Annotated in this window: 23 protein-coding genes; 19 read left to right on the forward strand and 4 right to left on the reverse strand. The window is 69.7% G+C overall.

Translation table 11 applies throughout. The annotated features are described in order from the left end of the window. The first annotated feature begins 4 nt into the window (after positions 1 to 4). The 6 genes from ACFONC_RS01110 (at position 5) to ACFONC_RS01135 (ending at position 5,732) form a co-directional block, all read left to right on the forward strand. Positions 5 to 397 (forward strand): endonuclease domain-containing protein, encoded by a 393-nt coding sequence (locus ACFONC_RS01110; RefSeq protein ID WP_386741704.1) that lies wholly within the window; start codon positions 5 to 7, stop codon positions 395 to 397. A 16-nt stretch (positions 398 to 413) separates the two neighbouring features. After that, positions 414 to 1,715 (forward strand): homogentisate 1,2-dioxygenase, encoded by a 1,302-nt coding sequence (hmgA, locus tag ACFONC_RS01115; RefSeq protein ID WP_386741705.1) that lies wholly within the window; start codon positions 414 to 416, stop codon positions 1,713 to 1,715. A 103-nt stretch (positions 1,716 to 1,818) separates the two neighbouring features. Continuing rightward, on the forward strand, positions 1,819 to 2,478 hold the full coding sequence (locus tag ACFONC_RS01120; RefSeq protein WP_386741706.1) for a lectin: 660 nt from the start codon (positions 1,819 to 1,821) through the stop codon (positions 2,476 to 2,478). Between the two features lie 203 nt (positions 2,479 to 2,681). Beyond that, entirely contained in the window at positions 2,682 to 3,638 is a 957-nt protein-coding gene (locus tag ACFONC_RS01125; protein WP_386741707.1) for a calcium/sodium antiporter, read from the forward strand. 5 nt (positions 3,639 to 3,643) lie between these two features. Then, positions 3,644 to 4,864, forward strand: coding sequence for a Na+/H+ antiporter NhaA (gene nhaA, locus ACFONC_RS01130; RefSeq protein WP_386741708.1), 1,221 nt, complete (start codon positions 3,644 to 3,646; stop codon positions 4,862 to 4,864). A gap of 1 nt (position 4,865) precedes the next feature. Continuing rightward, a complete protein-coding gene (locus ACFONC_RS01135; protein ID WP_386741709.1) occupies positions 4,866 to 5,732 on the forward strand; it encodes an NAD-dependent epimerase/dehydratase family protein in 867 nt (288 codons plus the stop codon). A 413-nt stretch (positions 5,733 to 6,145) separates the two neighbouring features. Here ACFONC_RS01135 and ACFONC_RS01140 read toward each other — a convergent pair whose 3' ends face one another. Both ACFONC_RS01140 and ACFONC_RS01145 read right to left on the reverse strand, forming a co-directional pair. Beyond that, positions 6,146 to 6,640, reverse strand: coding sequence for an Mpo1 family 2-hydroxy fatty acid dioxygenase (locus ACFONC_RS01140; protein ID WP_386741711.1), 495 nt, complete (start codon positions 6,638 to 6,640; stop codon positions 6,146 to 6,148). A 142-nt stretch (positions 6,641 to 6,782) separates the two neighbouring features. Then, positions 6,783 to 7,685, reverse strand: coding sequence for a phosphoribosylaminoimidazolesuccinocarboxamide synthase (locus ACFONC_RS01145; protein ID WP_386741712.1), 903 nt, complete (start codon positions 7,683 to 7,685; stop codon positions 6,783 to 6,785). A gap of 195 nt (positions 7,686 to 7,880) precedes the next feature. Between ACFONC_RS01145 and ACFONC_RS01150 the strand changes: the two genes are divergently transcribed. The 13 genes from ACFONC_RS01150 to ACFONC_RS01210 all read left to right on the forward strand — a co-directional run bounded on the left by ACFONC_RS01150 (position 7,881) and on the right by ACFONC_RS01210 (position 22,222). Next, on the forward strand, positions 7,881 to 8,210 hold the full coding sequence (locus ACFONC_RS01150) for a J domain-containing protein (RefSeq protein ID WP_386741713.1): 330 nt from the start codon (positions 7,881 to 7,883) through the stop codon (positions 8,208 to 8,210). Positions 8,211 to 8,279: 69 nt separating this feature from the next. Beyond that, entirely contained in the window at positions 8,280 to 8,951 is a 672-nt protein-coding gene (gene rpe, locus ACFONC_RS01155; RefSeq protein WP_386741714.1) for a ribulose-phosphate 3-epimerase, read from the forward strand. Positions 8,952 to 9,238: 287 nt separating this feature from the next. Then, positions 9,239 to 10,171 carry a lipid kinase YegS gene (gene yegS, locus ACFONC_RS01160; protein ID WP_386741715.1) on the forward strand — a complete coding sequence of 311 codons (933 nt, stop codon included), beginning with the start codon at positions 9,239 to 9,241 and terminating at the stop codon, positions 10,169 to 10,171. 237 nt (positions 10,172 to 10,408) lie between these two features. Further along, positions 10,409 to 11,848 carry an anthranilate synthase component I gene (gene trpE, locus ACFONC_RS01165; RefSeq protein ID WP_386742201.1) on the forward strand — a complete coding sequence of 480 codons (1,440 nt, stop codon included), beginning with the start codon at positions 10,409 to 10,411 and terminating at the stop codon, positions 11,846 to 11,848. Between the two features lie 22 nt (positions 11,849 to 11,870). Then, positions 11,871 to 12,647, forward strand: a complete 777-nt coding sequence (locus tag ACFONC_RS01170; RefSeq protein WP_386741717.1) for a hypothetical protein — start codon at positions 11,871 to 11,873, stop codon at positions 12,645 to 12,647. Further along, positions 12,644 to 13,255: an anthranilate synthase component II gene (locus ACFONC_RS01175; RefSeq protein ID WP_386741718.1), complete on the forward strand. Its 612-nt coding sequence runs from the start codon at positions 12,644 to 12,646 to the stop codon at positions 13,253 to 13,255. Before ACFONC_RS01170 ends, ACFONC_RS01175 begins: the two co-directional genes overlap by 4 nt. A 190-nt stretch (positions 13,256 to 13,445) precedes the next feature. Then, positions 13,446 to 14,471 carry an anthranilate phosphoribosyltransferase gene (trpD, locus tag ACFONC_RS01180; RefSeq protein WP_386741719.1) on the forward strand — a complete coding sequence of 342 codons (1,026 nt, stop codon included), beginning with the start codon at positions 13,446 to 13,448 and terminating at the stop codon, positions 14,469 to 14,471. A 68-nt stretch (positions 14,472 to 14,539) separates the two neighbouring features. Continuing rightward, the gene (locus ACFONC_RS01185; RefSeq protein ID WP_386741720.1) at positions 14,540 to 14,896 is read left to right on the forward strand and encodes an antibiotic biosynthesis monooxygenase family protein; all 357 of its coding nucleotides are present in this window, start codon (positions 14,540 to 14,542) and stop codon (positions 14,894 to 14,896) included. Between the two features lie 111 nt (positions 14,897 to 15,007). Further along, complete coding sequence (locus ACFONC_RS01190; RefSeq protein ID WP_386741721.1) at positions 15,008 to 15,850, forward strand: cyanophycinase; 843 nt, start codon at positions 15,008 to 15,010, stop codon at positions 15,848 to 15,850. A 20-nt stretch (positions 15,851 to 15,870) separates the two neighbouring features. Further along, positions 15,871 to 18,660 carry a cyanophycin synthetase gene (gene cphA / locus ACFONC_RS01195; RefSeq protein ID WP_386741723.1) on the forward strand — a complete coding sequence of 930 codons (2,790 nt, stop codon included), beginning with the start codon at positions 15,871 to 15,873 and terminating at the stop codon, positions 18,658 to 18,660. Between the two features lie 9 nt (positions 18,661 to 18,669). After that, a complete protein-coding gene (locus ACFONC_RS01200) occupies positions 18,670 to 20,637 on the forward strand; it encodes a Mur ligase family protein (protein WP_386741724.1) in 1,968 nt (655 codons plus the stop codon). Beyond that, the gene (gene trpC / locus ACFONC_RS01205; RefSeq protein ID WP_386741726.1) at positions 20,634 to 21,461 is read left to right on the forward strand and encodes an indole-3-glycerol phosphate synthase TrpC; all 828 of its coding nucleotides are present in this window, start codon (positions 20,634 to 20,636) and stop codon (positions 21,459 to 21,461) included. Before ACFONC_RS01200 ends, trpC begins: the two co-directional genes overlap by 4 nt. Next, positions 21,458 to 22,222 (forward strand): haloacid dehalogenase-like hydrolase, encoded by a 765-nt coding sequence (locus ACFONC_RS01210; protein ID WP_386741727.1) that lies wholly within the window; start codon positions 21,458 to 21,460, stop codon positions 22,220 to 22,222. Before trpC ends, ACFONC_RS01210 begins: the two co-directional genes overlap by 4 nt. A gap of 134 nt (positions 22,223 to 22,356) precedes the next feature. Here the strand turns inward: ACFONC_RS01210 and ACFONC_RS01215 are convergent, their stop codons facing one another. Next, positions 22,357 to 22,827, reverse strand: a complete 471-nt coding sequence (locus ACFONC_RS01215; protein WP_386741728.1) for a GNAT family N-acetyltransferase — start codon at positions 22,825 to 22,827, stop codon at positions 22,357 to 22,359. Between the two features lie 25 nt (positions 22,828 to 22,852). Next, positions 22,853 to 23,545 carry a cAMP-activated global transcriptional regulator CRP gene (gene crp, locus ACFONC_RS01220; RefSeq protein ID WP_386741729.1) on the reverse strand — a complete coding sequence of 231 codons (693 nt, stop codon included), beginning with the start codon at positions 23,543 to 23,545 and terminating at the stop codon, positions 22,853 to 22,855. Between the last annotated feature and the right edge of the window lie 130 nt (positions 23,546 to 23,675).

The following is a 23,675-nucleotide window of genomic DNA, read 5'->3' on the forward strand; positions in this document are numbered from 1 at the left end:
CGAAGTGACGACAGTCAAACCACCGCTGCCAACCACCACGCTCGAGAACTCGCGCCGTTTGCGGCGCGACATGACCGATGCGGAGCAGAAACCCTGGCAACGATTGCGCGGCGGGCAGCTGGATGGCTTGAAGTTCCGCCGCCAGCATCCGGTTCCACCGTACATTGCCGACTTCTGCTGCGTGGCCGAGAAATTGATCGTGGAGCTGGATGGTTCGCAGCACAATGAAGATGTCGATGCCGCCAGAACCCACCGCCTGGAATCGCAGGGCTGGCGAATCCTGCGCTTCTGGGACCACGGCGTGCTGCAACAGACAAAAGCCGTGATCGAAGCGATCTGGAACAGTGCCGGGAAACCGGACCCTCACCCCAACCCCTCTCACGGGAGAGGGGCTTAAGCGAAGAGCAACTGCCATGAGCATCGCAAGCAACGGTTACCAGTCCGGCTTCGGCAACGAGTTCGCCACCGAGGCCGTGCCCGGTGCGCTGCCGGAAGGGCGCAACTCGCCGCAGAAGGTCGCGTTCGGGCTCTACGCCGAGCAGCTGTCGGGCACCGCGTTCACCGCGCCGCGCGGCCAGAACCGGCGCAGCTGGCTGTACCGCATCCGTCCAGCGGCGATGCACGGCACGTTTGAACCGTTCGAGCAGCCGCGCTTCAACAACCTGTTCGGCCATGAGCCGGTCACGCCGGACCAGCTGCGCTGGAACCCGCTGCCGCTGCCCGACGCGCCGACCGACTTCGTCGACGGCCTGTACACCATGGCCGGCAACGGCTATCCGGCCGCGCACAGCGGCGTGGCGATCCACCTGTACGCCGCGAACACGTCGATGCAGGGCCGGTTCTTCTACACCGCCGACGGCGAACTGCTGATCGTGCCGCAACAGGGACGATTGGTGATCGCCACCGAGCTGGGCGTGCTGGAAGTCGAGCCGCAGGAGATCGCGGTGATCCCGCGCGGCGTGCGCTTCCGCGTCGAACTGCCCGACGGCCCCTCGCGCGGCTACGTGTGCGAGAACTTCGGCGGCCTGCTGCGCCTGCCCGACCTGGGGCCGATCGGCTCCAACGGCCTGGCCAACCCGCGCGACTTCCTGACGCCGAACGCGGCCTACGAGGACGTCGACGGTGACTTCGAGCTCGTCGCCAAGTTCCAGGGCCACCTGTGGCGCGCGCCGATCGGGCATTCGCCGCTGGACGTGGTCGCATGGCACGGCAACTACGCGCCGTACAAGTACGACCTGCGTCGCTTCAACACCATCGGCTCGATCAGCTTCGACCATCCCGACCCGTCGATCTTCACCGTGCTCACCTCGCCCAGCGAAATCCCTGGCACGGCGAACATGGACTTCGCGATCTTCCCGCCGCGCTGGCTGGTGGCGCAGGACACGTTCCGGCCGCCGTGGTTCCACCGCAACGTGGCCAGCGAGTTCATGGGCCTGGTGCACGGCGCCTACGACGCCAAGGCGGAAGGCTTCGCGCCCGGCGGCTGTTCGCTGCACAACTGCATGACCGGGCACGGGCCGGACGCGGCGACGTTCGACAAGGCCTCCGCCGCCGACCTGTCGAAGCCGGACGTGATCACCGACACCATGGCCTTCATGTTCGAAACCCGCGCGGTGATCGCGCCGACCCGGCAGGCGCTCGACGCCGCGCACCGGCAGCGCGACTACCAGCAGTGCTGGGCCGGGCTGCAGAAGCACTTCGCGCCGCCGCGCTGAACAACGACCGGGGTCGCAGTTCCGGCACGTGGCGGGGCGATGTTCGCAAGGCGTTAACGCCGAATCGCCAAGCCTGTGCCCTGTTTTTCACGGAGCAAGGGGCATGAAACCGACGATTCCCGCGATTGCGCTGCTGGCGCTCGCGCTCGCCGCCTGCCAGGCCGACCGCGCGCCGGACGCCGCCGATGGCGCCGCGCCTGCGGACGGTGTCGACGCGATGGCCAACGACCCGGCCGCGCCGCCGCCGCTCGACCAGCCGGTCGAAGACGTGCCGCCCGCCACCGCGCCCGCCGGCGTCAACCAGTTCCCGGACCTCGGCCTCGTGCGCATGGACGGCTACGGCGACATGCGCTTCGGCATGACCGCCGACGAAGCCCGGCAGGCCTGGGGCGGCGAGCTCAAGGGTGCGGGGGACGAGGCAGCGACCTGCTACTACCTCACGCCGAAGTGGGTCGACATTCCCTCCGATTTCGCCTTCATGTTCGAGAACGGCAAGTTCGTCCGCTACGACGTCGGCACCGGCCGCGAGATCGCGCCCGGCGGCGGCAAGGTGGGCATGGATGCCGACGAGATCCGCGGCCTGTATGCCGGCCGGGTCGAGGAAACGCCGCACAAGTACGTCGAAGGCGGCAAGTATCTCGGCGTGAAGGACATCAGCGGCGGCGAGGGCAAGCTGGTGTTCGCCACCGACGGGGATGGCAAGGTCACCTCGTGGCGGGTGGGCGTGCCGCCGCAGGTGGATTACGTGGAGGGGTGCAGCTGACGGTCGCGGGCGGCCGGTCGCCGGAGCGGGAGCCCGGCGACTTGCCGCCGGTTCGTTCAACCGCCCCTTGGCTGGAAGGCACTGGGTTCCCGCTTTCGCGGGAATGACGACCTTGGGCCCCGGAGGGCCTCGAGGCGTCGCGTTCTGTCTCGCGATCGCCGTGCCGCTAGAATCCCCGTCACGCCAAGGTAGGAGATCGCGCCATGTTCGAGGCAATCGGGTTCTTCGTGCTCGGGCTGGGGTTCCTGGCGCTGGGAGGCGACTCCATCGTCAAGGGCACCTCCGGGCTTGCGCAGCGCATGGGCGTGTCGCCGTTCGTCGCGGGGCTGCTGCTGGTGGCCTTCGGCACCTCGCTGCCGGAACTGGCGGTCAATGCGCGCGCGGTGTTCACCGGCAACCCGGCGCTGGCGCTGGGCAACGCGGTGGGCAGCAACATCGCCAACGTTGGCCTGACCCTGGGCGCGGCCGCGCTGGCAGCGCCGCTGCTGGTGCGCTGGCGCGCGCTGGCGCCGCTGCTGCTGTGCCTGATGCTCGGCACGGTGGCGGTGATCGCTGCCGGCTGGGACGGGACGCTGTCGCGGTTCGAGGGCGCGCTGCTGCTGGTCGCCTTCGTCGGCGTGCTGGCCGCCTGCATCGGCCGCACCCGCAAAGAGAAGCCGGAGCTGCAGGACGCGATCGCCGCGTTCGCGCGCACCAGCACCAACCTCTGGCAGAACCTGCTGCGTTTCGCGATCGCCGTGGTGCTGCTGTACTTCGGCGCGCGCTGGGTGGTGCAGTCGGCGCCGGTGATCGGCCAGGCGCTGGGCATGGCGCCGCTGCTGACCGGCCTGCTGGTGGTCGCGATTGGCACCGCGCTGCCGGAGATGGCCGCCGCGGTCGCAGCCGCGCGGCGCGGGCAGGGCGACATGGTCGCCGGCCACGTGATCGGTTCGAGCGTGTTCAACCTGCTGGTCGTGCTTGGCGGCATGGCCGTGGTGCGTGACGTGCCGGTGCCGACGTCGTTCGTGCGCTTCGAACTGCCCGCGGCGCTGGTGTTCGCGCTGATGCTGTACCCGATGCTGCGCGGCGACCTGCGCGTGAGCCGGACCGAAGGCGGGATCCTGCTGGTGGCGTTCGTGGCCTGGGTCGTGTTCGAATCGTTCCTGATTCGAGCAGGTTGAGGTTTATGCGGGTCAGGACACTCCGCGCCGGTGCGGCGCAGCTTTTTGCCGACTTTTTCAAACTGGAGGCCGCCAGCGGCATCCTGCTGATCGTCGCGGCGTTGATCGCGCTGGTCTGCGCCAACACGTCGCTGCATGACCTCTACCAGGGCTTCCGCGAACTGCCGGTGCAGCTGCGCATCGGTGCGTTCGGCATCGACAAGCCGCTGCTGCTGTGGATCAACGACGGCCTGATGGCGCTGTTCTTCCTGCTCGTCGCGCTGGAGATCAAGCGCGAGACGCTGGGTGGACAGCTTTCGAGCACCGACCAGCTGATGTTGCCGCTGGTCTGCGCTGCGGCAGGCGTGGCCGTGCCGGCGATCATCTACTGGTGGTTGAATCGCGGCGATTCCATCGCGCTGCGCGGCTGGGCTGTTCCCACCGCCACCGACATTGCATTCGCACTGGGCATCCTCGCGCTGCTCGGGTCGCGCGTGCCGCTGGGCATGAAGCTGCTGCTGTCGACGATCGCGGTGGTCGACGACCTGATCGCGATCGTGATCATCGCGGTGTTCTACACGCATGGCATGTCGTTCGTGGCCCTGGGATGGGCGGCGGCCGCCATCGCGGCCATGGCGATCCTCAACCGGCGTGGCGTTACCGCGCTGACGCCTTACCTGCTGTTCGGCGTCGTGCTGTGGGTCTGCGTGCTGAAGTCAGGGGTGCATGCGACCCTCGCAGGCGTGGTGACCGGACTGCTGATCCCGCATGTGAGCCGGCGCAACGAACTCGACGACGCAACCGAACACTCGCCGGTGGAAACGCTCGAGCACGCGCTGCATCCCTGGGTGGCCTACGGCATCCTGCCGCTGTTCGCCTTCGTCAACGCGGGGCTGGTACTCGGCGGCCTGGGCATGGACGACCTGCTGTCGCCGCTGCCGCTGGGCATCGCGCTGGGACTGGTGCTGGGCAAGCCGGTCGGCATCGTGTCGGCGGCGGTGCTGATGCGCGCGGCCGGCTTCGTGCGTTTTCCGCAGGGCATGGACTTCAAGGGGCTGCTGGGAATGGGCATGCTGTGCGGCATCGGTTTCACCATGAGCCTGTTCATCGGCTCGCTGGCGTTCTCGCGTGAGCCGCTGCTGTACACCGAAAGCGTGATCGGCGTGCTGGTGGCGTCAACGGTGTCGGCGGTGATGGGCTACATGTGGCTGCGCGTGGTGCTCAAGCCGCGACCCGACGGCGACTGAGATGCGCCACGCGCTGGTCTTCGGGGGCAGCGGCCAGATCGGCAGGCCGTTGCTGGTGCGCCTGCGCCGGCGCGGATGGCAGGTGCTCGCGGTGTCGCGCCGCGAACAGCCGCCGACGCCGGGCGTGCGCTGGTTGCGCGGGGACCTGGAAACCGTCGAGGGCCTGCCTTCGCGCGTCGACGCAATCTTCAGCTGCGGGCCGCTCGATCATTTCGCACTCTGGTACGCGCGGTCTCCCGTCGAATGCCCGCGCGTGGTCGCATTCGGCTCGACCAGCGTCGAAGTCAAGCGCGACTCCGCGGACGCCGCCGAGCGAAACCTGGCCGCACGCCTGCGCGAAGGCGAGGCCGGCGTGCTGGCCGCCGCCTCGGCGCGCGACGCTGCGGCCACGCTGCTGCGTCCAACCCTGGTCTACGGCGCCGCCGGCGACCGCACCCTGACCCGGATCGCCGCGGTCGCGGCGCGCTGGCACCGCTTCGCCCTGCCGAGCGACGCCACCGGCCTGCGCCAGCCGGTGCACGTCGAGGACCTCGCGACGGCCGCGTTCGCCACGCTCGATGCGCCGGCGACGCACGGCCGCACCTACGCGCTGCCGGGCGGCGAAACGCTGGCCTACAGCGACATGGTCGCCCGCGTGCTGTCGACGCTGCAGCCGCCGGCGAAATTGCACCTGCTGCCGCCCGTGGCGTTTCGTGCACTGCTGTCGCTGGCGCACGCGGCCGGCGTCGCCCGCGACTTCGGCAACGCTGCACTGGCCCGCATGCGCGACGACCTGGCCTTCGACATCGAACCTGCAAGAAGCGACTTCGGCTACACGCCTCGTCCGTTCGAGCCGACTGCGGAAATGTTCATCGCCAAACGAGATTAGCCAGGCACACAACAACCCGACGATTGCCCTTGCCCTTGTCCTTGCCCTTGCTTTTGACCTTGACCTTGACCTTGACCTTCCGGCCCCTCCGTAGCGGCGGAGTCGGCGGATCAGACCCGCAGGGCGCCGCACATGGATGTGCGGCGGTTTTCGCAGGGGCGGGATGCCCCTTCGAAAAATCCCGCCGGCTCCGCGAACCCGGTGCAACGCACCGGGCGCGAAGGCGGGGTGTGTTTTCTTTGCGCCAGGTTTCTTTGCACAAGCAAAGAAAGGTGGCTCGCGCCGTCACGGCGCGAAAGCTTTTGTCTTTGGTCTCCACCAAACAGCAGGCGGGTCAAGACCCGCCCTACGATGGATCACACGGCTGCGGCGCGAAAAGCGCGTCGGGGGCGTAGCCCCGACCTGCGATCGGTCTAGTACTTCCAGCCGATCTTGCGGTATGCCTTCGCCAACACCCATGCCGGCCCGATCAGCAAATACCGCAGATCGGTGAAGAAGCTCGGCTTGCGCCCCTCGAACAGCTTGCTGTGCCCGACGAACTGCGCGATCCATGCCACCACGAACACCGCGATGGCCGCGTACAGCAGGTTCCACACCCCATGGGTGTCGTACACCCAGCGCGTGAACCACGCCATGGCCACGAACACGACCAGCATGCCGAATCCCAGCGGGCGCGATGCGCGCCAGTAGAACATCCACGCCGCGAACATCGCCAGCGCCGCCCACAGGCCGGCCTTGAACCAGGTGATCGGCACCGGGATGCACCACAGCAGCGCGATCACGCTCCACAGGATCGCCGGCACCGCGAACACGTGGATCCACTGGTTGGTGTCGTTGCGGTGGTCGCCGGAGTAACTGGCGAACCAGCGGTCGATGGGGCGTTGCGCCGATTCGGCCTGCGCGTTCATGGGCGGGGCTCCGGGAGAACCTGCGCCAAGCATAGCGCGTCGCAGGCCGGGGCTACGCCCCCGACGGCCTTTGATCTTCGCCCTTGATCCATGACATCGAGCTGGAAGCCGCGAAAAAAGCTGTCGGGGGCGTGGCCCCGACCTACGAAATCCCCGCCAGCTTCTGCAGCGCCTCGGCGTACTTCGCGCGGGTGCGTTCGATCACCTCGGCGGGCAGGCGCGGGCCGGGCGCGGTTTTCCCCCAGTCCAGCGTTTCCAGGTAATCGCGCACGAACTGCTTGTCGTAGCTCGGCGGGCTGGTGCCGACCTCGTATTCGTCCGCCGGCCAGTAGCGCGAGGAGTCGGGCGTGAGCATCTCGTCCATCACGTACAGGCGGCCGTCGGCGTCGGTGCCGAACTCGAACTTGGTGTCGGCCAGGATGATCCCGCGCTCTGCCGCGTAGTCGGCGGCGAACGCGTACAACCGCAGCGTCGCGTCGCGTACCTGCTCGGCGAGTTCCGCGCCGATGCCGCGGACCATGGTGTCGAAGTCGATGTTCTCGTCGTGGTCGCCGACCGCGGCCTTGGTCGACGGCGTGAACACCGGCTGCGGCAGCTGCTGCGCCTGACGCAGGCCGTCGGGCAGGGTGATGCCGCTAACGCGGCCGGTCTTCTGGTAGTCGCGCCAGCCGCTGCCGATCAGGTAGCCGCGGGCGATCGCCTCCACCGGCACCGGCTTGAGCCGGCGCGTGACCACCGAGCGCCGCGCGTACAGCGCCGCGTCCACGCCCGCCGGAAGCACCGACGCCACGTCGATGCCGGTGAGGTGGTTGCGCACGATGTGCGCGGTCTTGCCGAACCAGAAATTGCTGATCTGGCACAGCATCTCGCCCTTGCCGGGGATGGGGTCGGGCAGCACCACGTCGAAGGCGCTGAGGCGGTCGGTGGCGACCATCAGCAGTTTCGGGTCGGCGTCGCCGCCCGGCAGGTCGAACACGTCGCGGACCTTGCCGCGGTGGCGCAGGTGGAGGCCGGGGAGGCTGGCCTCGAGCAGGGTCGTTGCCATTGGGTCGGGTTGAAGCCTACGGGCGGGCATTGTAGCCATGCGCGGCGGCGGGCGCGGCGGGCTTGTCTCCCTCGCCCTCAGGGGAAGGGTTGGGGTGGGTTTCCAGTCAGTGGCGTCGTTAGTTGAAACCTGTCCGCACCGAAACCCATCCCCACCCAACCCTCCCCTTGAAGGGGAGGGCTTAGAATCTCCCCCATGAATCGCTGGTACGGAAAAGTCCTCGGCTTCATCGCCGGCTGGCTGCTGCTGCGCCACCCGGCCGGCGGCCTCATCGGCCTGGTCATCGGCCACGCCTTCGACTCCGACTGGTTCCGCGGCCCGCGCGAGAATCCCTGGCGCGTGCTCGGCCTGACCGACGAGGCCAGCGATGCCGAAGTCGACCTCGCATACCGCCGCCTGATCACCCAATACCACCCGGACAAGCTCGCCGGCGCAGCCGACGAACTGCGCCGCCAGGCCGATGCCCGCGCCCGCGAGATCAACGCCGCCTACGACCGCATCAAGACGCTGCGCGGACGCAAGTAGTCCGCCGATCGCGGCCATGGCCGCTCCCACCGGCGCCGCACGCCCGAAGAATCCAGCACGAGAGCCACCATGCAACCGACCGTCATCGCCCCGTCCATCCTGTCCGCCGACTTCGCCCGCCTCGGCGAGGAAGTCGACAACGTCCTCGCGGCCGGCGCCGACTGGGTGCACTTCGACGTGATGGACAACCACTACGTGCCCAACCTCACCATCGGCCCGATGGTCTGCGAGGCGCTGCGCAAGCACGGCGTGACCGCGCCGATCGACGTGCACCTGATGGTCGAACCGGTCGACCGGCTCATTCCGGACTTCGCGAAAGCCGGCGCCACCGACATCAGCTTCCACCCCGAGGCCAGCCGCCACGTGCATCGCACGATCCAGCTGATCAAGGGCGAAGGCTGCCGCGCGGGGCTGGTGCTCAACCCGGCCACGCCGCTGGACGTGCTCGACTACGTGCTCGAGGACCTGGACATGGTGCTGCTGATGTCGGTCAACCCCGGCTTCGGCGGGCAGAGCTTCATCCCCTCGACGCTGCGCAAGATCGAGCGCGTGCGCGAGCGCATCGCCGCCAGCGGCAAGGCCATCCGGCTGGAGGTCGACGGCGGCGTCAAGCCGGGCAACATCGCCGACATCGCCAAGGCCGGCGCCGACACCTTCGTCGCCGGCTCGGCGATCTTCGGCCACGCAGACTATGCGCAGGTGATCGGCCGGATGCGGGCGGCCGTAGACTCGGTGCGCTGACCGCCGGGGGCATGCTCTTGTGGGAGCGGCTTCAGCCGCGGGCTCTAGCTCCCTCCCCTGCGGAGGCAGGGGAGGGCTGGGGAGGGGTGTCTTTGGGATCATCACGAACCGTGACCACCCCCTCCCAACCTCCCCCTGCCGTCGCAGGGGGAGGGGCAACAGCAACAGCTCGTGGCTGAAGCCGCTTCCACAAGGTGAAGATGCGCCGATGGCGGCATCGCCCGGTTCACGCGCCGTCGATGGCACGCTGGTAGCGTGCCGGCTCCACCCGCCGACACTTCTTCCCGATGCCCGGACTGAACTGGTTCCTCATCCTCAACGGCAAATCCGCCGGCGACGATGCCGTGCGCGAGGCCGTGCAGGCGATGCGCGCGCTGGACATCGCGCTGGAAGTGCGCGTGACCTGGGAGGACGGCGACGCGGAGCGATACGTGGTCGAGGCACTGGAACGTGGCGCGGATCGTGTGATCGCCGGCGGCGGCGACGGCAGCCTCAGCGAAGTGGCGGAGACGCTGGCACACGCCGATGGCGATGCCGATACCTTGCCCGCATTGGGCCTGCTGCCGCTGGGAACGGCGAACGATTTCGCCAGCGCGGCGGGCATTCCCGACGACCCGCTGGCGGCGCTTGAGCTTGTCAGCGACACGTCGCCGCGCGCGATCGACCTGCTGCGGCTGGACGCCGACGGCCGCGTGCATTGGGCGGCCAACCTCGCCAGCGGCGGCTTCGGCACCCAGGTCACGGTCGAAACGCATGACGGCCTGAAGAAGATCCTCGGCGGCCTGGCCTACATGGTCACGGGCATGGCGAAGGTCGCGCGCATCGAGCCGATCGCGGCGCGCATGCGCGGGCCGGATTTCGCCTGGGAAGGGAGCTTCATCGCCCTGGGCGTCGGCAACGGTCGCCAGGCCGGCGGCGGGCAGGCGCTGTGTCCCGATGCGCTGGTCGACGACGGCCTGCTCGACGTGACCTTGGTGCCGGAACTGTCGGGCGAGGTCGGCGGCACCCTGGCGACCCTGCTCAAGGCCGGCAAGGAGGCGGCACTCGACGAGGTCGCGGTCCGCGCGCGCCTGCCGTGGCTGGAGATCGAGGCGCCGGCGCCGCTGGTGCTCAACCTCGACGGCGAGCCGGTCGAGTCCTCGCGCTTCCGGATCGAGTGCGTGCCCGGCCGCCTGCGCATGCACCTGCCGCAGGGCTGCCCGCTGCTGGGATCGGCATAGCTCCACCGCGCCGCGCAACCGTCGCGCGAACCGCGCAAAGCCGCTACAGTTGGCGCATGGACTCCCGGGCCCTTCCGCACCGCGTTCCCGCCGACCTGGGTTGGCGATGGTGGCTTGCAGCCGCCGTCGACCCCGCCCATCCGTCCGCCAAGGAAACGCCGCGTGACCACGTCCGCATCGCCATCGCCGCAGTCCCCGCAAGCATCTGATCCCCGCACCCCCGGCGCACGCGCCCGCGTGCCCGTGGTGCGCGAGGTGCTGTCCGACCTCGACACGCCGCTGTCGGTCTACCTCAAGCTGGCCGACGGCCCGCACACCTACCTGTTCGAATCGGTCGAGGGCGGCGAGCGCTTCGGGCGTTACTCGATCATCGGCCTGCCGGCGCGGCGCGTGTTCGCCTTCCACGGCAACATGTTGTCCGTCAGTGAGTACGGGGAGACAGTCGGGACGCGCGAGGTGGCCGATCCGCTGGCGGAAGTCGAGCGCCTGCGCGCCATGCATCCGGTGTCGAAGGTCGAAGGCCTGCCCGGCTTCACCGGCGGCCTGGTCGGCTGGTTCGGGTTCGAGGCCATCCAGTACGTCGAACCGCGCTTCTCCACTGGCCACGCCCGCGACGAGCTGGGCACGCCCGACATCCTGCTGATGCTCAGCGAGGAGGTCGCGGTGTTCGACAACCTCAAGGGCCGTCTGTACCTGGTCGTGCACGCCGACCCTGGCGAGCCGCAGGCGATGGCGCGCGCCAACCGGCGCCTCGACGAACTCGGCCACCGGCTGCGCCACGCCGGCGCCGGCTATCCGGAAATGCTGCAACCCGCGGCGCTGGACGAGGCCGACTTCGAGTCCGGCTTCACCCGCGAGGGCTTCATCGCCGCGGTGGAGAAGTGCAAGGAGTACATCCGCGCCGGCGACGTGTTCCAGGTGGTGCCGTCGCAGCGGCTGAGCGTGCCGTTCCACGCGCGCCCGGTCGACGTGTACCGCGCGCTGCGCGCGCTCAACCCGTCGCCGTACATGTACTTCCTCGACGTAGGCGACATCCAGGTCGTTGGCGCCTCGCCGGAGATCCTCGCGCGGCTGCAGCATGACGACGCCGGCCGCGGCACCGTCACCGTGCGCCCGCTGGCCGGCACCCGTCCGCGTGGGAAGACGCCGGACGAGGACGCCGCGCTGGAAGCCGAACTGCTCGCCGACCCCAAGGAGCGCGCCGAGCACCTGATGCTGATCGACCTGGGCCGCAACGACGTCGGTCGCGTCGCCGAGCCGGGCACGGTGCAGGTGGGCGAGCAGTTCGTGGTCGAGCGCTACAGCCATGTCATGCACATCGTGAGCGAGGTCACCGGCACGCTGCGCGAAGGGCTGGGCTACGTCGACGTGCTGCGTGCGGCGTTCCCGGCCGGCACGGTCAGCGGCGCGCCCAAGATCCGTGCGCTGGAGATCATCCGCGAACTGGAGCCGGTCAAGCGCAACGTGTACTCGGGCGCGGTCGGTTACCTCGGCTGGCACGGCGACGCCGACATGGCGATCGCGATCCGCACCGCGGTGATCCAGGGCGGTCGCCTGCACGTGCAGGCCGGCGCCGGCATCGTCCACGACTCCGACCCGGAAAAGGAATGGGAGGAGACGATGAACAAGGGCCGCGCGCTGTTCCGCGCCGTCGCCGAGGCGGCGAGGGGACTGTGAACTTCCAGGGGGAGGTGTTGCGATGAAAAAGATCCTGTGGGCCTTGCTGCCGTGGCTGGCGATCCTGTCGATGGTGGCGCACGGGCACGAGGTCGAAGTGCTCGAGACGTATCCGCCGGGCGATCGCGTAGAACTTGGTCCGGGTCAGGAATTCCACCTGCGCATCGCCTACTCGACCGACCCGGTTGCCCGGATCTTCGTGCGGCCGTACCTGGACGGCAGGGAGATTTTTTCCGATGGCAGCCCTTCGCCCGCTTACCGCGGCGAGGGCGAGACCTCCGCCTGGTTCTCTTTCAAGGGCATCGGCGACAGCGCGGACGAGGTGCGCGTCTTCATCGGCAACAGCAGCGGGCTGAAGAAGCCGGCGCTGGTCTACCCGGTGTCCATCGCCAGCGTTCCGGCGGCGGATGCGCCACCGCCGGCGCCTGCATGGGTGGCGACGCTGAAGGACGGCGTGGTGGCGGCCACGGGCGGGCCGCAACAGCCGATGACGCAGGGCGACAAGATCGGAATGAGCGTGTTCATGGTCGTGGTTTTCGGCCTGGCGCTGTTCGGGCTGGTTGCGCCGGCCTGGTGCTTCCGGCGCTGGCACGGGGGCTGGCGGATCGCCGCGGCGATCCCGATGGTGGGCATGGGCCTGTTCGTCGTCTTCCTGCTGCTCACCGCCGTGTTCGACCCCGGCTCGCTGGGCCTGCTGCCGTTCGTGGTGCTGATGGGCGCGGTGCCGTGCAGCGTCGCCATCATCGTGCTGTTCCTGGTGCGCAAGTTCACCGGTGCCGATCGCAGGGAAACGGCATGATCCTGATGATCGACAACTACGACAGCTTCACCTTCAACCTCGTGCAGTACCTGCAGGCGCTGGGCGCAGAGGTACGGGTGGAGCGCAACGATGCGCTCGACATGGACGCGATCGCCAGACTGGCGCCGGAGAAGATCGTGATCTCCCCGGGGCCGTGCACGCCGAACGAGGCGGGTGTGTCGCTGGACCTGATTGCCACACTCGGCGCGCGCGTGCCGATCCTCGGCGTGTGCCTGGGCCACCAGGCGATCGGCCAGGCGTATGGCGGGTGCGTGGTGCGCGCCGGCAGGATCATGCACGGCAAGACCTCGCCGATCCGGCATCGCGGGCAGGGTGTGTTCGCCGGATTGCCGGACGGCTTTGATGCCACGCGCTACCACTCGCTGGTGGTCGACAAGGACTCGCTGCCAGATTGCCTTGAGGTGACGGCGTGGACCGAGAACGACGACGGCTCGGTCGAAGAGATCATGGGCCTGCGTCACCGCGAACATCCGGTGGAAGGCGTGCAGTTCCACCCCGAGTCGATCCTGACCGAGCATGGACATGCGTTGCTGAAGAATTTCCTGGAGCGGCAGGTGTTGCTTCCCCCTTCGAAAAAGGGGGATTGAGGGGGATTTGCTTCTGCAGTTGTTGCTGCCGGAAAAGGCAACAGCAAATCCCCCATACCCCCTTTTTCAAAGGGGGCAAAGTCAAAATCCATTCCCCATTCCCCATTCCCCATTCCCCATTCCCCAGTCCCCAGTCCCCAGTCCCCAGTCCCCAGTCCCCAGTCCCCAGTCCCCAGTCCCGGTTCAAGCCATGCCGATTACCCCCCAGGAAGCCCTCCAGCGCACCATCGAGCACCGCGAGATCTTCCACGACGAAATGGTCGACCTGATGCGCCAGGTCATGCGCGGCGAAGTGTCGCCGGTGATGACCGCGGCGATCCTCACCGGCCTGCGGGTGAAGAAGGAGACGATCGACGAGATCGCTGGTGCGGCGAAGGTGCTGCGCGAGTTCGCGTTGCCGGTGCCGGTTGCGGACAAGTCGAACCTGGTCGACATCGTCGGCACCGGCGGCGACGGCGCGCATACGTTCAACATCTCCACTGCCTCGATCTTCGTGGTCGCGGCGGCAGGCGCGCGCGTTGCCAAGCACGGCAACCGCAGCGTGTCGTCGAAGTCGGGCAGCGCCGACGCGCTCGAGGCCCTCGGCGCGAAGATCGAACTGCAGCCGGAGCAGGTCGGGCGCTGCCTGGACGAGTGCGGCATCGGCTTCATGTTCGCGCCCATCCACCACCCGGCGATGAAGGTGGTCGCACCGGTGCGCCGCGAGATGGGCGTGCGCACGCTGTTCAACATCCTCGGGCCGCTGACCAATCCCGCAGGCGCACCGAACATCCTGATGGGCGTGTTCCATCCGGACCTGGTGGGCATCCAGGTGCGCGTGCTGCAGGCGCTGGGCGCGGAGCGCGCGCTGGTGGTGTGGGGGCGCGACGGCATGGACGAACTGTCGCTGGGATCGGCGACGCTGGTCGGCGAGCTGCGTGACGGCGTGGTGCGCGAGTACGACGTGCATCCGGAGGATTTCGGCATCGCCATGGCCGCCAGCCGCAACCTGCGCGTGTCCGGCCCTGCCGAGTCGAAGGCGATGCTGCTGGACGCGCTCGGCAACAAGGCCGGATTGCCGCTGGAGATCGTCGCGCTCAATGCCGGCGCGGCGCTGTATGTCGCCGGTGTGGCCGATTCGATCAACGACGGCATCGCCCGGGCGCGCGAGGCGGTCGCCTCCGGCGCGGCGATGGCGAAGCTGGAGGAATTCGTCGCCGTGACGAGAAAGCCGTAGGTCGGGGCTACGCCCCCGACGCCCTGGATACCCGAAGTCGGGGGCGTAGCCCCGACCTACGAACCGCCATGACCACGCCATTTGCCAACCTCCCTGCGCCGCCGTATTACGCGGTGATCTTCAGCTCCCGGCGCCGCGACGGCGACGACGACGGCTATGGCGCCGCGGCCGAACGCATGGTGGAACTCGCGCGCGAACAGCCGGGATTCCTGGGCGTGGAGTCGACGCGCGGCGCGGACGGATTCGGCATCACCGTGTCGTACTGGGAGAGCGAGGAGGCCATCCGCGCCTGGCGCCGGCACGCGGAGCACGCCGCCACCCGCGAACAGGGACGCGCACGCTGGTATGCGCACTTCGAGATCAGGGTGGCGAAAGTCGAACGCGCCTACGGCTGGGACGCCGGCGGCGGCCAGCACGGCGAATGATGTTATTTTGGCCACGGTGACGGCCGTCCGGGCGCGTCGCCGCGGCGCCTGCGTGGCGCCGGTTCCAGGGGAACTGGCCGCCGGAGAGCGGTACGAGGAGTCAGCACCGCAATGTGTCCAAGCAGGGTCGCCGAGGGCGAAGAACGTGGCTGGATCGTCCCGATCGGCGGGGCCGAGGACAAGGAGATGCGGCGCCGCATCCTCAAGCGCTTCGTGCAGCTGTGCGGCGGGCGCGACGCCGACATCGCCATCATCCCCACCGCCAGCAAGCTGCCGGACACCGGCCAGCGCTACGAGGAACTGTTCGACCGGCTCGAAGCCGGCCGCGCGCGCTCGATCGGCTTCGCCAGCCGCGAGGACGGCCAGCGCGACGACTACCTGCGCCAGCTCGAGACCGCCACGGGCGTGTTCTTCACCGGCGGCAACCAGCTGCGCATCTCCACCATCATCGGCGGCACCCCGGCGGCGAAGCTGATCCGCGAGCGCAACGCGCGCGGCGTGCACGTCGGCGGCACCAGCGCCGGCGCCAGCATCCTCAGCGACCACATGATCGCCTTCGGCAAGGAAGGCTCGTCCCCGCGCGCGGGCAGCGTGCGGCTGGCGCCGGGGCTTGGCCTGACCAACCGCTTCATCATCGACCAGCACTTCCGCCAGCGCGACCGCCTCGGCCGCCTGGTCGCGGCCCTGGCGTTCAACCCGTTCGCGATCGGCATCGGCCTGGACGAGGACACCGCCGCCTTCATCAGCCCGGACAACGTGCTGGAAGTGGAGGGCAGCGGCGCGATCACCGTGGTCGACGCCGGCGACCTGCAGTTTTCCTCCATGGCCGAGGTCGGCCAGAACCAGCCGGTGTGCCTGCTGGGCCTGAAGGTGCACATCCTGGTCGCGGGCGCCACGTTCGACCTGCACACGCGCCACGCGTCGCCGGGTACATTGGTGGACGACAAGAGCTGAAAGTAGAGAGGGGAGTGCCGATGCGTGTCCTGAACCGTTCCGTCTACGTCGGTCCGTCGCTGTACGCGCACTTCCCGGTCATCCGGCTCGAGCTCGACCTGGGCGCGCTCGAAGCCTGGCCGACCGCGAAGCTGGGCCCGTCCTTCGTCGACGCCCTGGTCGAGGCGCTGCCGGGCCTGGCCGAGCACGGCTGCTCGTACCGCGAGCCGGGCGGCTTCATCCGCCGCATGCGCGAAGGCGAGGGCACCTGGCTGGGCCACGTGCTCGAACACGTCGCGATCGAGCTGCAGAACATGGCCGGCGAGGACGTCACCTTCGGCAAGACCCGCAGCATCTCCGACGACCGTCCGGGCGTGTATTCGGTGGTCTACGAATACGAGCAGAAGGAAGTCGGCATCGGCGCGGGCGAGCTGGCGCTGCGGTTGCTCGAATCGCTGCTGCCCGAAGACCTGCGCACGCCGGGCAACCTGCCCGAAGACTGGGAATGGGACACCGCGCGCGACGACTTCATCCGCTACGCGCAGCGCCGTGCGCTGGGCCCGTCGACCGCCTCGTTGGTGCGCGCGGCCGAGGAGCGCGACATCCCGTGGTTGCGCCTGAACCAGCAGTCGCTGGTGCAGTTCGGCCACGGCAAGTACCAGCAGCGCATCCAGGCCACGGTGACCGGGCGCACGCCGCACATCGCGGTTGAGCTGGCCGGCGACAAGGAGGAAACCAACAAGATCCTCGCCTCGCTCGGGTTGCCGGTGCCGCGCCAGATCCTGGTCACCAGCCAGACCGACGCGCTCAAGGCCGCGCGCCGGCTCGGCGGGTCGGTGGTGCTCAAGCCGTACAACGGCAACCACGGGCGCGGCATCACCATCGACATCAGCGGCGACGACGAGATCCGCGAGGCCTTCAACGCCGCGCGCGAGCATTCGCGCTCGGTGATCGTCGAGACCTTCCAGCCCGGCGACGACCACCGCCTGCTGGTCATCAATGGCGAGCTGGTCGCGGCCACGAAGCGCACGCCGGGCCACGTGGTCGGCGACGGCACGCACACCATCACCGAGCTGGTCGAGGTCGTGAACCAGGACCCGCGCCGCGGCGTCGGCCACGAGAAGGTGCTCACGCGCCTGGAACTCGACGCGCAGGCGCAGCTGATGATGGAGCGCGCCGGCCACTCGGCCGACTCGGTGCCGAAGGAAGGCGAAACCGTCTACCTGCGCTCCACCGCCAACCTGTCCACCGGTGGCACCGCCACCGACGTCACCGACGTCATCCACCCCGACAACCGCGACATGGCGGTGCGCGCGGTGCGCGCGATCGGCCTGGACGTGGGCGGCGTGGACTTCATCACGCCCAACATCGCCGAGAGCTACAAGTCGATCGGCGGCGCGATCTGCGAGGTCAACGCCGCGCCGGGCTTCCGCATGCACGTCGCGCCCAGCGAAGGCACGCCGCGTGACGCCGCCGGGCCGGTGATCGACATGCTGTTCCCGCCGGGCACGCCGGCGCGGGTGCCGATCGCCGCGGTCACCGGCACCAACGGCAAGACCACCACCGCGCGCATGCTCGCGCACGTGACCAAGATGGCCGGCTACACGCCCGGCCTGACCACCACCGACGGCGTCTACATCGACGGCCAGCGCACGGTGGAAGGCGACATGACCGGGCCGGTGTCGGCGCGGATGGTGCTGTCGGACCCGCACGTCGACATGGCGGTGCTGGAAACCGCGCGCGGCGGCCTGCTGCGCGCCGGCATGGGCGTGCGCCACGTCGACGTGGGCGCGGTGCTCAACGTCGCCTCCGACCATCTCGGCCTCAAGGGTATCGACACGCTGGAACAGCTGGCCGAGATCAAGCGCGTGGTGGTCGAAGTCGCGCGCGAGTGCGCCGTGCTCAACGCCGACGACCCCAACGTGCTGCGCATGTCCGGCTACACGGATGCGAAGACCATCTGCTACGTGACCATGAACCCGTCGCACTCGCTGGTGCGCGAGCACATCCGTGCCGGCGGGCGCGCCTGCGCGCTCGAGGCCGGCGTCAACGGCCACATGATCACGCTCTACGACAAGGGCAGCCACATCCCGCTGATGTGGACGCACCTGATCCCGGCGACCCTTGAAGGCCGCGCCCTGCACAACGTGCAGAACGCGATGTTCGCCGCTGCGATGGCGTATTCGCTGGGGATCAAGCTCGAGGCGATCCGCCAGGGCCTGCGCACCTTCGACACCACGTTCTTCCAGGCGCCGGGGCGGATGAACGTGTTCGACGAACATCCGTTCAAGGTGCTGATGGACTACGGCCACAACGCGCACGCGGTGGGGATGATGGCCGACCTCGCGCAGCGGCTCGACGCCACCGGGCGCCGCATCGTGGTGCTGGCCGGCCCCGGCGATCGCCGCGACGAGGACCTGCTGGCAATCGCCGCAGCCGTGGCCGGCAAGTTCGACCACTACATCGCCCGCCGCGACGACTCCCTGCGCGGCCGCGACGGCGACGAGGTGCCGCGGATCATCGCCGATGCCCTGCGCGGGCTGGGCGTGGCCGAGGACGCGATCTCGATCATCCCCGACGAGCAGCAGGCCGTGGACGCGGCGCTGCGCATGGGCCAGCCGGGTGACCTGGTCCTCGTGTTCGCCGACGCGCTGGTGCGCTCGTGGAAGCAGATCATCAAGTTCACGCCGGATGGCGAGATGCCCAAGACCACGGTCAAGGTCGAACTGCCGTCGCTGGAGCAGACGCTCGACGAGCGCGCGGTCGCGGCGATGGGCGGCGTGGTCCGCGAGGAGCGCGGATTGGTGTTCGAGCGCGAGGAAAGCGACTAGGCGGCCGGGATGACGCACGCACTCGATTCCGCGTCCGAGCCGTACGAGGATTCGCGACGGCTGACCGGCTGCAACTTCTACTTTTCCGGCACCGGCGCGGTGCTGGAAGCGGCGCCGGGCCTGGTGTTCGACGACGCGACGCTGGCACGCTGGCGCGACAACATCGCCACCGCGCGCAGGGCGCTGGGCTGGACGGATGGCGAGATGGTCGTGCGCCGGCACCGCAGCGGTGTTTCGCTGGCGTTCGCCGCGCCGCTGGATTGCCTGTATGCCGCGACCGAGGTCAATGAGTGGGCGTGGTGGGCCGCCGTCCTCCCTCGCACTGAAGAGTCGCGCAGGGCCGCTCTTCCCCCTCCCCTTCAAGGGGAGGGCCGGGGTGGGGATGGGCTTCCTGTCGGCCAGAGTGGTGTCGAACTACTTACCGCCCGTGGGGAAACCCATCCCCTCCCAAACCCTCCCCTTGAAGGGGAGGGCTTCAAAGCAGGTGGGGGCTTCGGGGCGTTGCTGCACGCCCCTGGCCACGCCGCCGTCTGGGACGCCGATTCAGCCATGCGCACGCTCCGTGCGCTAGCCGCGGCAGAGACCAACCCGGCGCTGCTCGCCCTGCAAGCCGCTGCGACCGAACGCGACCTGCCATGCCTCCCCGACGACGACGAAGTCTCCATCGGCGCCGGCACCGGCAGCCGGACCTGGCCCGCCGGCGCACTGCCCGATCCGGCCACCATCGACTGGCCCGCGCTGCACGCCATCCCCACCGCCCTGGTCACCGGCTCCAACGGCAAGACCACCACCGTGCGCCTGCTGGCGGCGATGGCGCGCGCGCACGGCTGGCACACCGCGCACAGCTGTACCGACGGCGTGTTCTTCGACGGCCGGCCGCTGGAGTCGGGCGACTACTCCGGCCCTACCGGCGCGCGCACGGCGCTGCGGCAGCCGGAGGCGCAGGCGGCGGTGCTGGAAACCGCGCGCGGCGGCATGCTGCGGCGCGGGCTGGCGCTGTGCCATGCGGACGTCGCGGTGGTGACCAACGTCAGCGCCGACCACTTCGGCGAGTACGGCATCCACGACCTCGACGACCTGGCCGCGGCCAAGCTCACCGTCGCCCGCGCGATCGGCGACGGCGGGCTGCTGGTGCTCAACGGCGACGACGCCGTGCTGCGCAGGCAGGCCGAAGCACTGACGTGCCCGAAGGGCTGGTTCGCGCAGGATTTCGACGCACCGCTGCCGGCCGCGCATCGTGCCGGCGGCGGCGCGACCTGCGGCGTGCGCGAGGGCCGCCTGCGGCTGTCGCACGCGGGCAGCGAGCACGACCTCGGCGCGATCGAGGCCATGCCGCTCACCCTCGGCGGCCGGGCCGCCTACAACGTCGCCAACGCCGCGGCCGCTGCGCTGGCGGCGCATGCGATGGGTACTCCCGCCGATGCGATCGCCGCGACGCTGGCCCGCTTCGGCAGCGGCCACGGCGACAACCCGGGCCGCCTGCAGCACTGGCGCTTCGGCACGCTCGACGTGTACGTCGACTACGCCCACAACCCCGACGGGCTGCAGGGCCTGCTGCACGCGGTCGGCGCCGACCGGCGCGACGGCCGGCTGGCGGTGATCCTCGGCCATGCCGGCAACCGCGAGGACGCCGACCTGCGCGCGGTCGCGGTCACCGCGGCGGAGTTCGACCCCGAGCTGGTGGTGCTCAAGGACATCGGCGGCTACGAGCGCGGTCGCGAGTCCGGCGACATTGCGCGGATCATGCGCGAGGCGCTGGGCGAAGCCGGCGTCGGCGACGACGCGATCGAGACCCGGCTCGACGAAGTCGAAGCCGCGCGGCGCCCGCTGGAGTGGGCGCGCGACGGCGACCTCGTGGTGCTGCCGGTGCACGAACTCGGCGCGCGCGCCAAAGTCGTCGCGTTGCTCGATACACTGCGCGCCTCCGATTGGCGGCCGGGCATGCCGCTGCCGAAGGACCAGGAAACCGAGGAATGACACAGCCAGCGGGCTCGCGCCCGGACGTGCTGCAGGACATCCTGCGGCGCAAGCACGAGGAAGTCGCCGAACGCGCCGCGCGCACACCGCTGCGCGAACTGTCCGCGCGCGCCGCGGATGCGCCGCCGGTGCGCGCCTTCGCGGCGGCCATCGAGGCGAAGATCGCCGCCGGTGCGCCGGCCGTGATCGCCGAAGTGAAGAAGGCCAGCCCGTCGAAAGGCGTGATCCGGGCCGACTTCGACCCGGCCGCCATCGCCCGCAGCTACGCAGCCGGCGGCGCGGCCTGCCTGTCGGTGCTCACCGACGTCGACTTCTTCCAGGGCGCCGACGACTACCTTCGCCAGGCGCGCGACGCCTGCGCGCTGCCGGTGCTGCGCAAGGACTTCGTCGTCGACCCGTACCAGGTCATCGAAGCGCGTGCGATCGGCGCCGACTGCATCCTGCTGATCGCCGCCGCACTCGACGACGAGCGCCTGGCCGCGCTGTCGGAGCAGGCGCTGGACCTGGGCATGGACGTGCTGGTCGAAGTGCACGACCTGGCCGAACTCGAGCGCGCGCTGCAGGTGCCTGCGCCGCTGCTGGGCATCAACAACCGCAACCTGCGCACGTTCGAGGTCTCGCTCGACACCACGCTGGTGCTGAAGGACGCGGTACCCGGCGACCGCCGCCTGGTCACCGAGAGCGGCATCCTCGCGCCCGCCGACGTGCAGCGCATGCGCGCGGCCGGCGTCGATGCGTTCCTGGTCGGCGAAGCCTTCATGCGCGAAGCCGACCCCGGCGCTGCGCTGCGGCGGTTGTTTTTCGACACGGGCGCGGCGCCATGAGCGATTTCCAGGAAACCCCGGTGCCGTACCGGCCGCTGGTCGTGTTCGACTTCGACCACACGCTCTACGACGGCGATTCGGGCAGCCACCTGGTGCTGTGGCTCGTCCGCCGCCACTGGTGGCGCAAGCTGGCCGCGCTGCTGGCCGCGCCCGTGCTGCTGCCGATGGTCGCGTGGCTGCCGACGCGTCGGCGGGGGATTTCCGGGTTCCTGTGGATCGCCACCTTCGGCACCCACGGCCGCGCGGAGATGGATGCGCTGATCGACCGTTACGTGGCCGAGAACACCGATGGCATCCGCCAGCGCCTGCTGCCCGCGGCGCTGAAGGTGCTGCACCGCCACCGCAGCCGCGGCGACCGCGTGCTGGTCGCCACCGGTGCGCCGCCGGAACTGGCGCGCGCGATCCTCGATTTCGTCGCCCACGAAGGCCTGCCGGTGATCGGCAGCCTCGGCAAGCCGTTCCTGGGCGGATTCATCACCGACCAGCACTGCCACGCGAAGAACAAGATGCGGATGATCTGGGATGCCGGCTACGACCGCATCGCGATCGCCTACAGCGACAGCCGCGCCGACCTGCCGCTGCTGCGCGCGGCCGAAACGCCGGTGGTGGTCAATCCGAAGGAGGGTGCGGTGGGTACGTTCCGCCAGGAGCTGCCGCCGGGCACGCCGGTCCTCAACTGGGGCTGCAAGGGGCGCGCAGGGACGCCGGACGCGGGGGAGCGGATTCCGGTCGGGCCGGCAGGGGTGGCGGGTTCGCCGTAGGGCGTCGGCCACCGCTGCGTCGTGGAATCGTCGTAGGAGCGGCGGAAGCCGCGACCTGTCCCCGGGAAGGCGATTTCGCGGCTTCCGCCGCTCCTGCGGAACACCACGGCAGGCCCATCTGCCTGCCCGCAACCCTACGCGTCGCCCAGTCGCTTGATGAACCGCACCGTGCCGTCGCCGTAGCCGCAGGCGCGGTAGAAGGCGTGCGCCTCGGTGCGCTGCGAGCCGCTGCTCAGCTCCAGCCGCGCGGCGCCGGCGGCGCGGGCGCGCAGTTCGGCCTCGCGCAGCAGCTGCCGCCCCAGGCCGCGGCCCTGCGCGTGCGAGGTGACCACCAGCGCGGTGATCCGGCAGGTGGTCGTGCCCAGCGGCAGGTAGTACATGAAGTCCAGCGCCACCAGGCCGCACACGCGGCCTTCGCAGCGCGCGACCACCAGCGCCTGGCGGTCGTTGCCGGCGATGGCGGCGATGCGTTCGGCCGCTTCCTCGATCTCGCAGGGATAGCCCATCTCGCCGAGCAGTTCGGCGACGTCGTCGGCGTCGATCAGCGAGGCGCTGCGCAGGTCGGCGTCGGGTAGCGGGCCGCGCGGTGCGAAGTGGCTCGACATCGTGCGGCGTGCGGGCGGTGGCCCGTCAGCGGGTCCCGTAGACCACGACGGTCTTGCCGCGCGCGTGCAGCTTGCCGTCGGCCTGCAGCTTCTTCAGCACCCGCCCGGCCATCTCGCGCGAGCAGCCGACCAGCCGCGCCAGCTCCTGGCGCGAGACCCGCAGCTGGGTGCCGTCGGGATGGCTCATCGCCTCGGGCTCGCGGGTCAGGTCGTGCAGGGTGCGGGTGATGCGGTCGGTGACGTCGAGGAAGGCCAGGCGCCCGGCCTTGCGGCTGGTGTCGAGCAGCCGGCGCGAGAGCTGCGCGCCGATCGCGTAGACGATCTGCGTCGCGTCGCCAATCAGCGAGCCCTCGAACAGCTGGTACAGCCGCTCGTAGCTGATCTCGGCCAGTTCGCACTGCACGCGCGTGCGCAGGATCACCTCGCGCACGTCGGACTGGATGAACAGGCCCATCTCGCCGACGAACTCGCCGGGGCCGAAATACCCCAGCACCAGTTCGCGGCCGTCGTCTTCCTCGGTGATGATGCTGACCGAGCCGCTGATCACGTAATACAGCGTGCCGGCAGGGTCGCCGGGACGGAACACGTCGGTCCGCGTCGGGTAGCGGCGGCGATGGCAGTGGGCCAACAGGCGCTCGATCGTCGCCGGCGAGGGGGCCAGCGGATTCGAGCTGCTTCGGTAGTAGGGGTTGATGAGAGCCACGGATGTCGGATTCATGGGCGGCGTCAACGGGGGAATGACCAAGAGTAGGCGGTCTCTGTTCATCCGGCAAACGCGGGGCCTTACGGCGGCCGGCCGGTTGAGCGCATAATTCGCCTTTCGTCCACCGAAACCGAGAGGAATGACC

The organism is Luteimonas soli (assembly GCF_042648865.1).
Taxonomy (GTDB): Bacteria; Pseudomonadota; Gammaproteobacteria; order Xanthomonadales; family Xanthomonadaceae; genus Luteimonas; species Luteimonas soli.

Coding starts and splice junctions, on each gene's coding strand:
- hmgA (WP_386741705.1), top strand. CDS start 414: ATGAGCATCGCAAGCAACGGTTACCAGTCCGGCTTCGGCAACGAGTTC.
- ACFONC_RS01120 (WP_386741706.1), top strand. CDS start 1,819: ATGAAACCGACGATTCCCGCGATTGCGCTGCTGGCGCTCGCGCTCGCC.
- ACFONC_RS01125 (WP_386741707.1), top strand. CDS start 2,682: ATGTTCGAGGCAATCGGGTTCTTCGTGCTCGGGCTGGGGTTCCTGGCG.
- nhaA (WP_386741708.1), top strand. CDS start 3,644: ATGCGGGTCAGGACACTCCGCGCCGGTGCGGCGCAGCTTTTTGCCGAC.
- ACFONC_RS01135 (WP_386741709.1), top strand. CDS start 4,866: ATGCGCCACGCGCTGGTCTTCGGGGGCAGCGGCCAGATCGGCAGGCCG.
- ACFONC_RS01140 (WP_386741711.1), bottom strand. CDS start 6,640: ATGAACGCGCAGGCCGAATCGGCGCAACGCCCCATCGACCGCTGGTTC.
- ACFONC_RS01145 (WP_386741712.1), bottom strand. CDS start 7,685: ATGGCAACGACCCTGCTCGAGGCCAGCCTCCCCGGCCTCCACCTGCGC.
- ACFONC_RS01150 (WP_386741713.1), top strand. CDS start 7,881: ATGAATCGCTGGTACGGAAAAGTCCTCGGCTTCATCGCCGGCTGGCTG.
- rpe (WP_386741714.1), top strand. CDS start 8,280: ATGCAACCGACCGTCATCGCCCCGTCCATCCTGTCCGCCGACTTCGCC.
- yegS (WP_386741715.1), top strand. CDS start 9,239: ATGCCCGGACTGAACTGGTTCCTCATCCTCAACGGCAAATCCGCCGGC.
- ACFONC_RS01170 (WP_386741717.1), top strand. CDS start 11,871: ATGAAAAAGATCCTGTGGGCCTTGCTGCCGTGGCTGGCGATCCTGTCG.
- ACFONC_RS01175 (WP_386741718.1), top strand. CDS start 12,644: ATGATCCTGATGATCGACAACTACGACAGCTTCACCTTCAACCTCGTG.
- trpD (WP_386741719.1), top strand. CDS start 13,446: ATGCCGATTACCCCCCAGGAAGCCCTCCAGCGCACCATCGAGCACCGC.
- ACFONC_RS01185 (WP_386741720.1), top strand. CDS start 14,540: ATGACCACGCCATTTGCCAACCTCCCTGCGCCGCCGTATTACGCGGTG.
- ACFONC_RS01190 (WP_386741721.1), top strand. CDS start 15,008: ATGTGTCCAAGCAGGGTCGCCGAGGGCGAAGAACGTGGCTGGATCGTC.
- cphA (WP_386741723.1), top strand. CDS start 15,871: ATGCGTGTCCTGAACCGTTCCGTCTACGTCGGTCCGTCGCTGTACGCG.
- ACFONC_RS01200 (WP_386741724.1), top strand. CDS start 18,670: ATGACGCACGCACTCGATTCCGCGTCCGAGCCGTACGAGGATTCGCGA.
- trpC (WP_386741726.1), top strand. CDS start 20,634: ATGACACAGCCAGCGGGCTCGCGCCCGGACGTGCTGCAGGACATCCTG.
- ACFONC_RS01210 (WP_386741727.1), top strand. CDS start 21,458: ATGAGCGATTTCCAGGAAACCCCGGTGCCGTACCGGCCGCTGGTCGTG.
- ACFONC_RS01215 (WP_386741728.1), bottom strand. CDS start 22,827: ATGTCGAGCCACTTCGCACCGCGCGGCCCGCTACCCGACGCCGACCTG.
- crp (WP_386741729.1), bottom strand. CDS start 23,545: ATGAATCCGACATCCGTGGCTCTCATCAACCCCTACTACCGAAGCAGC.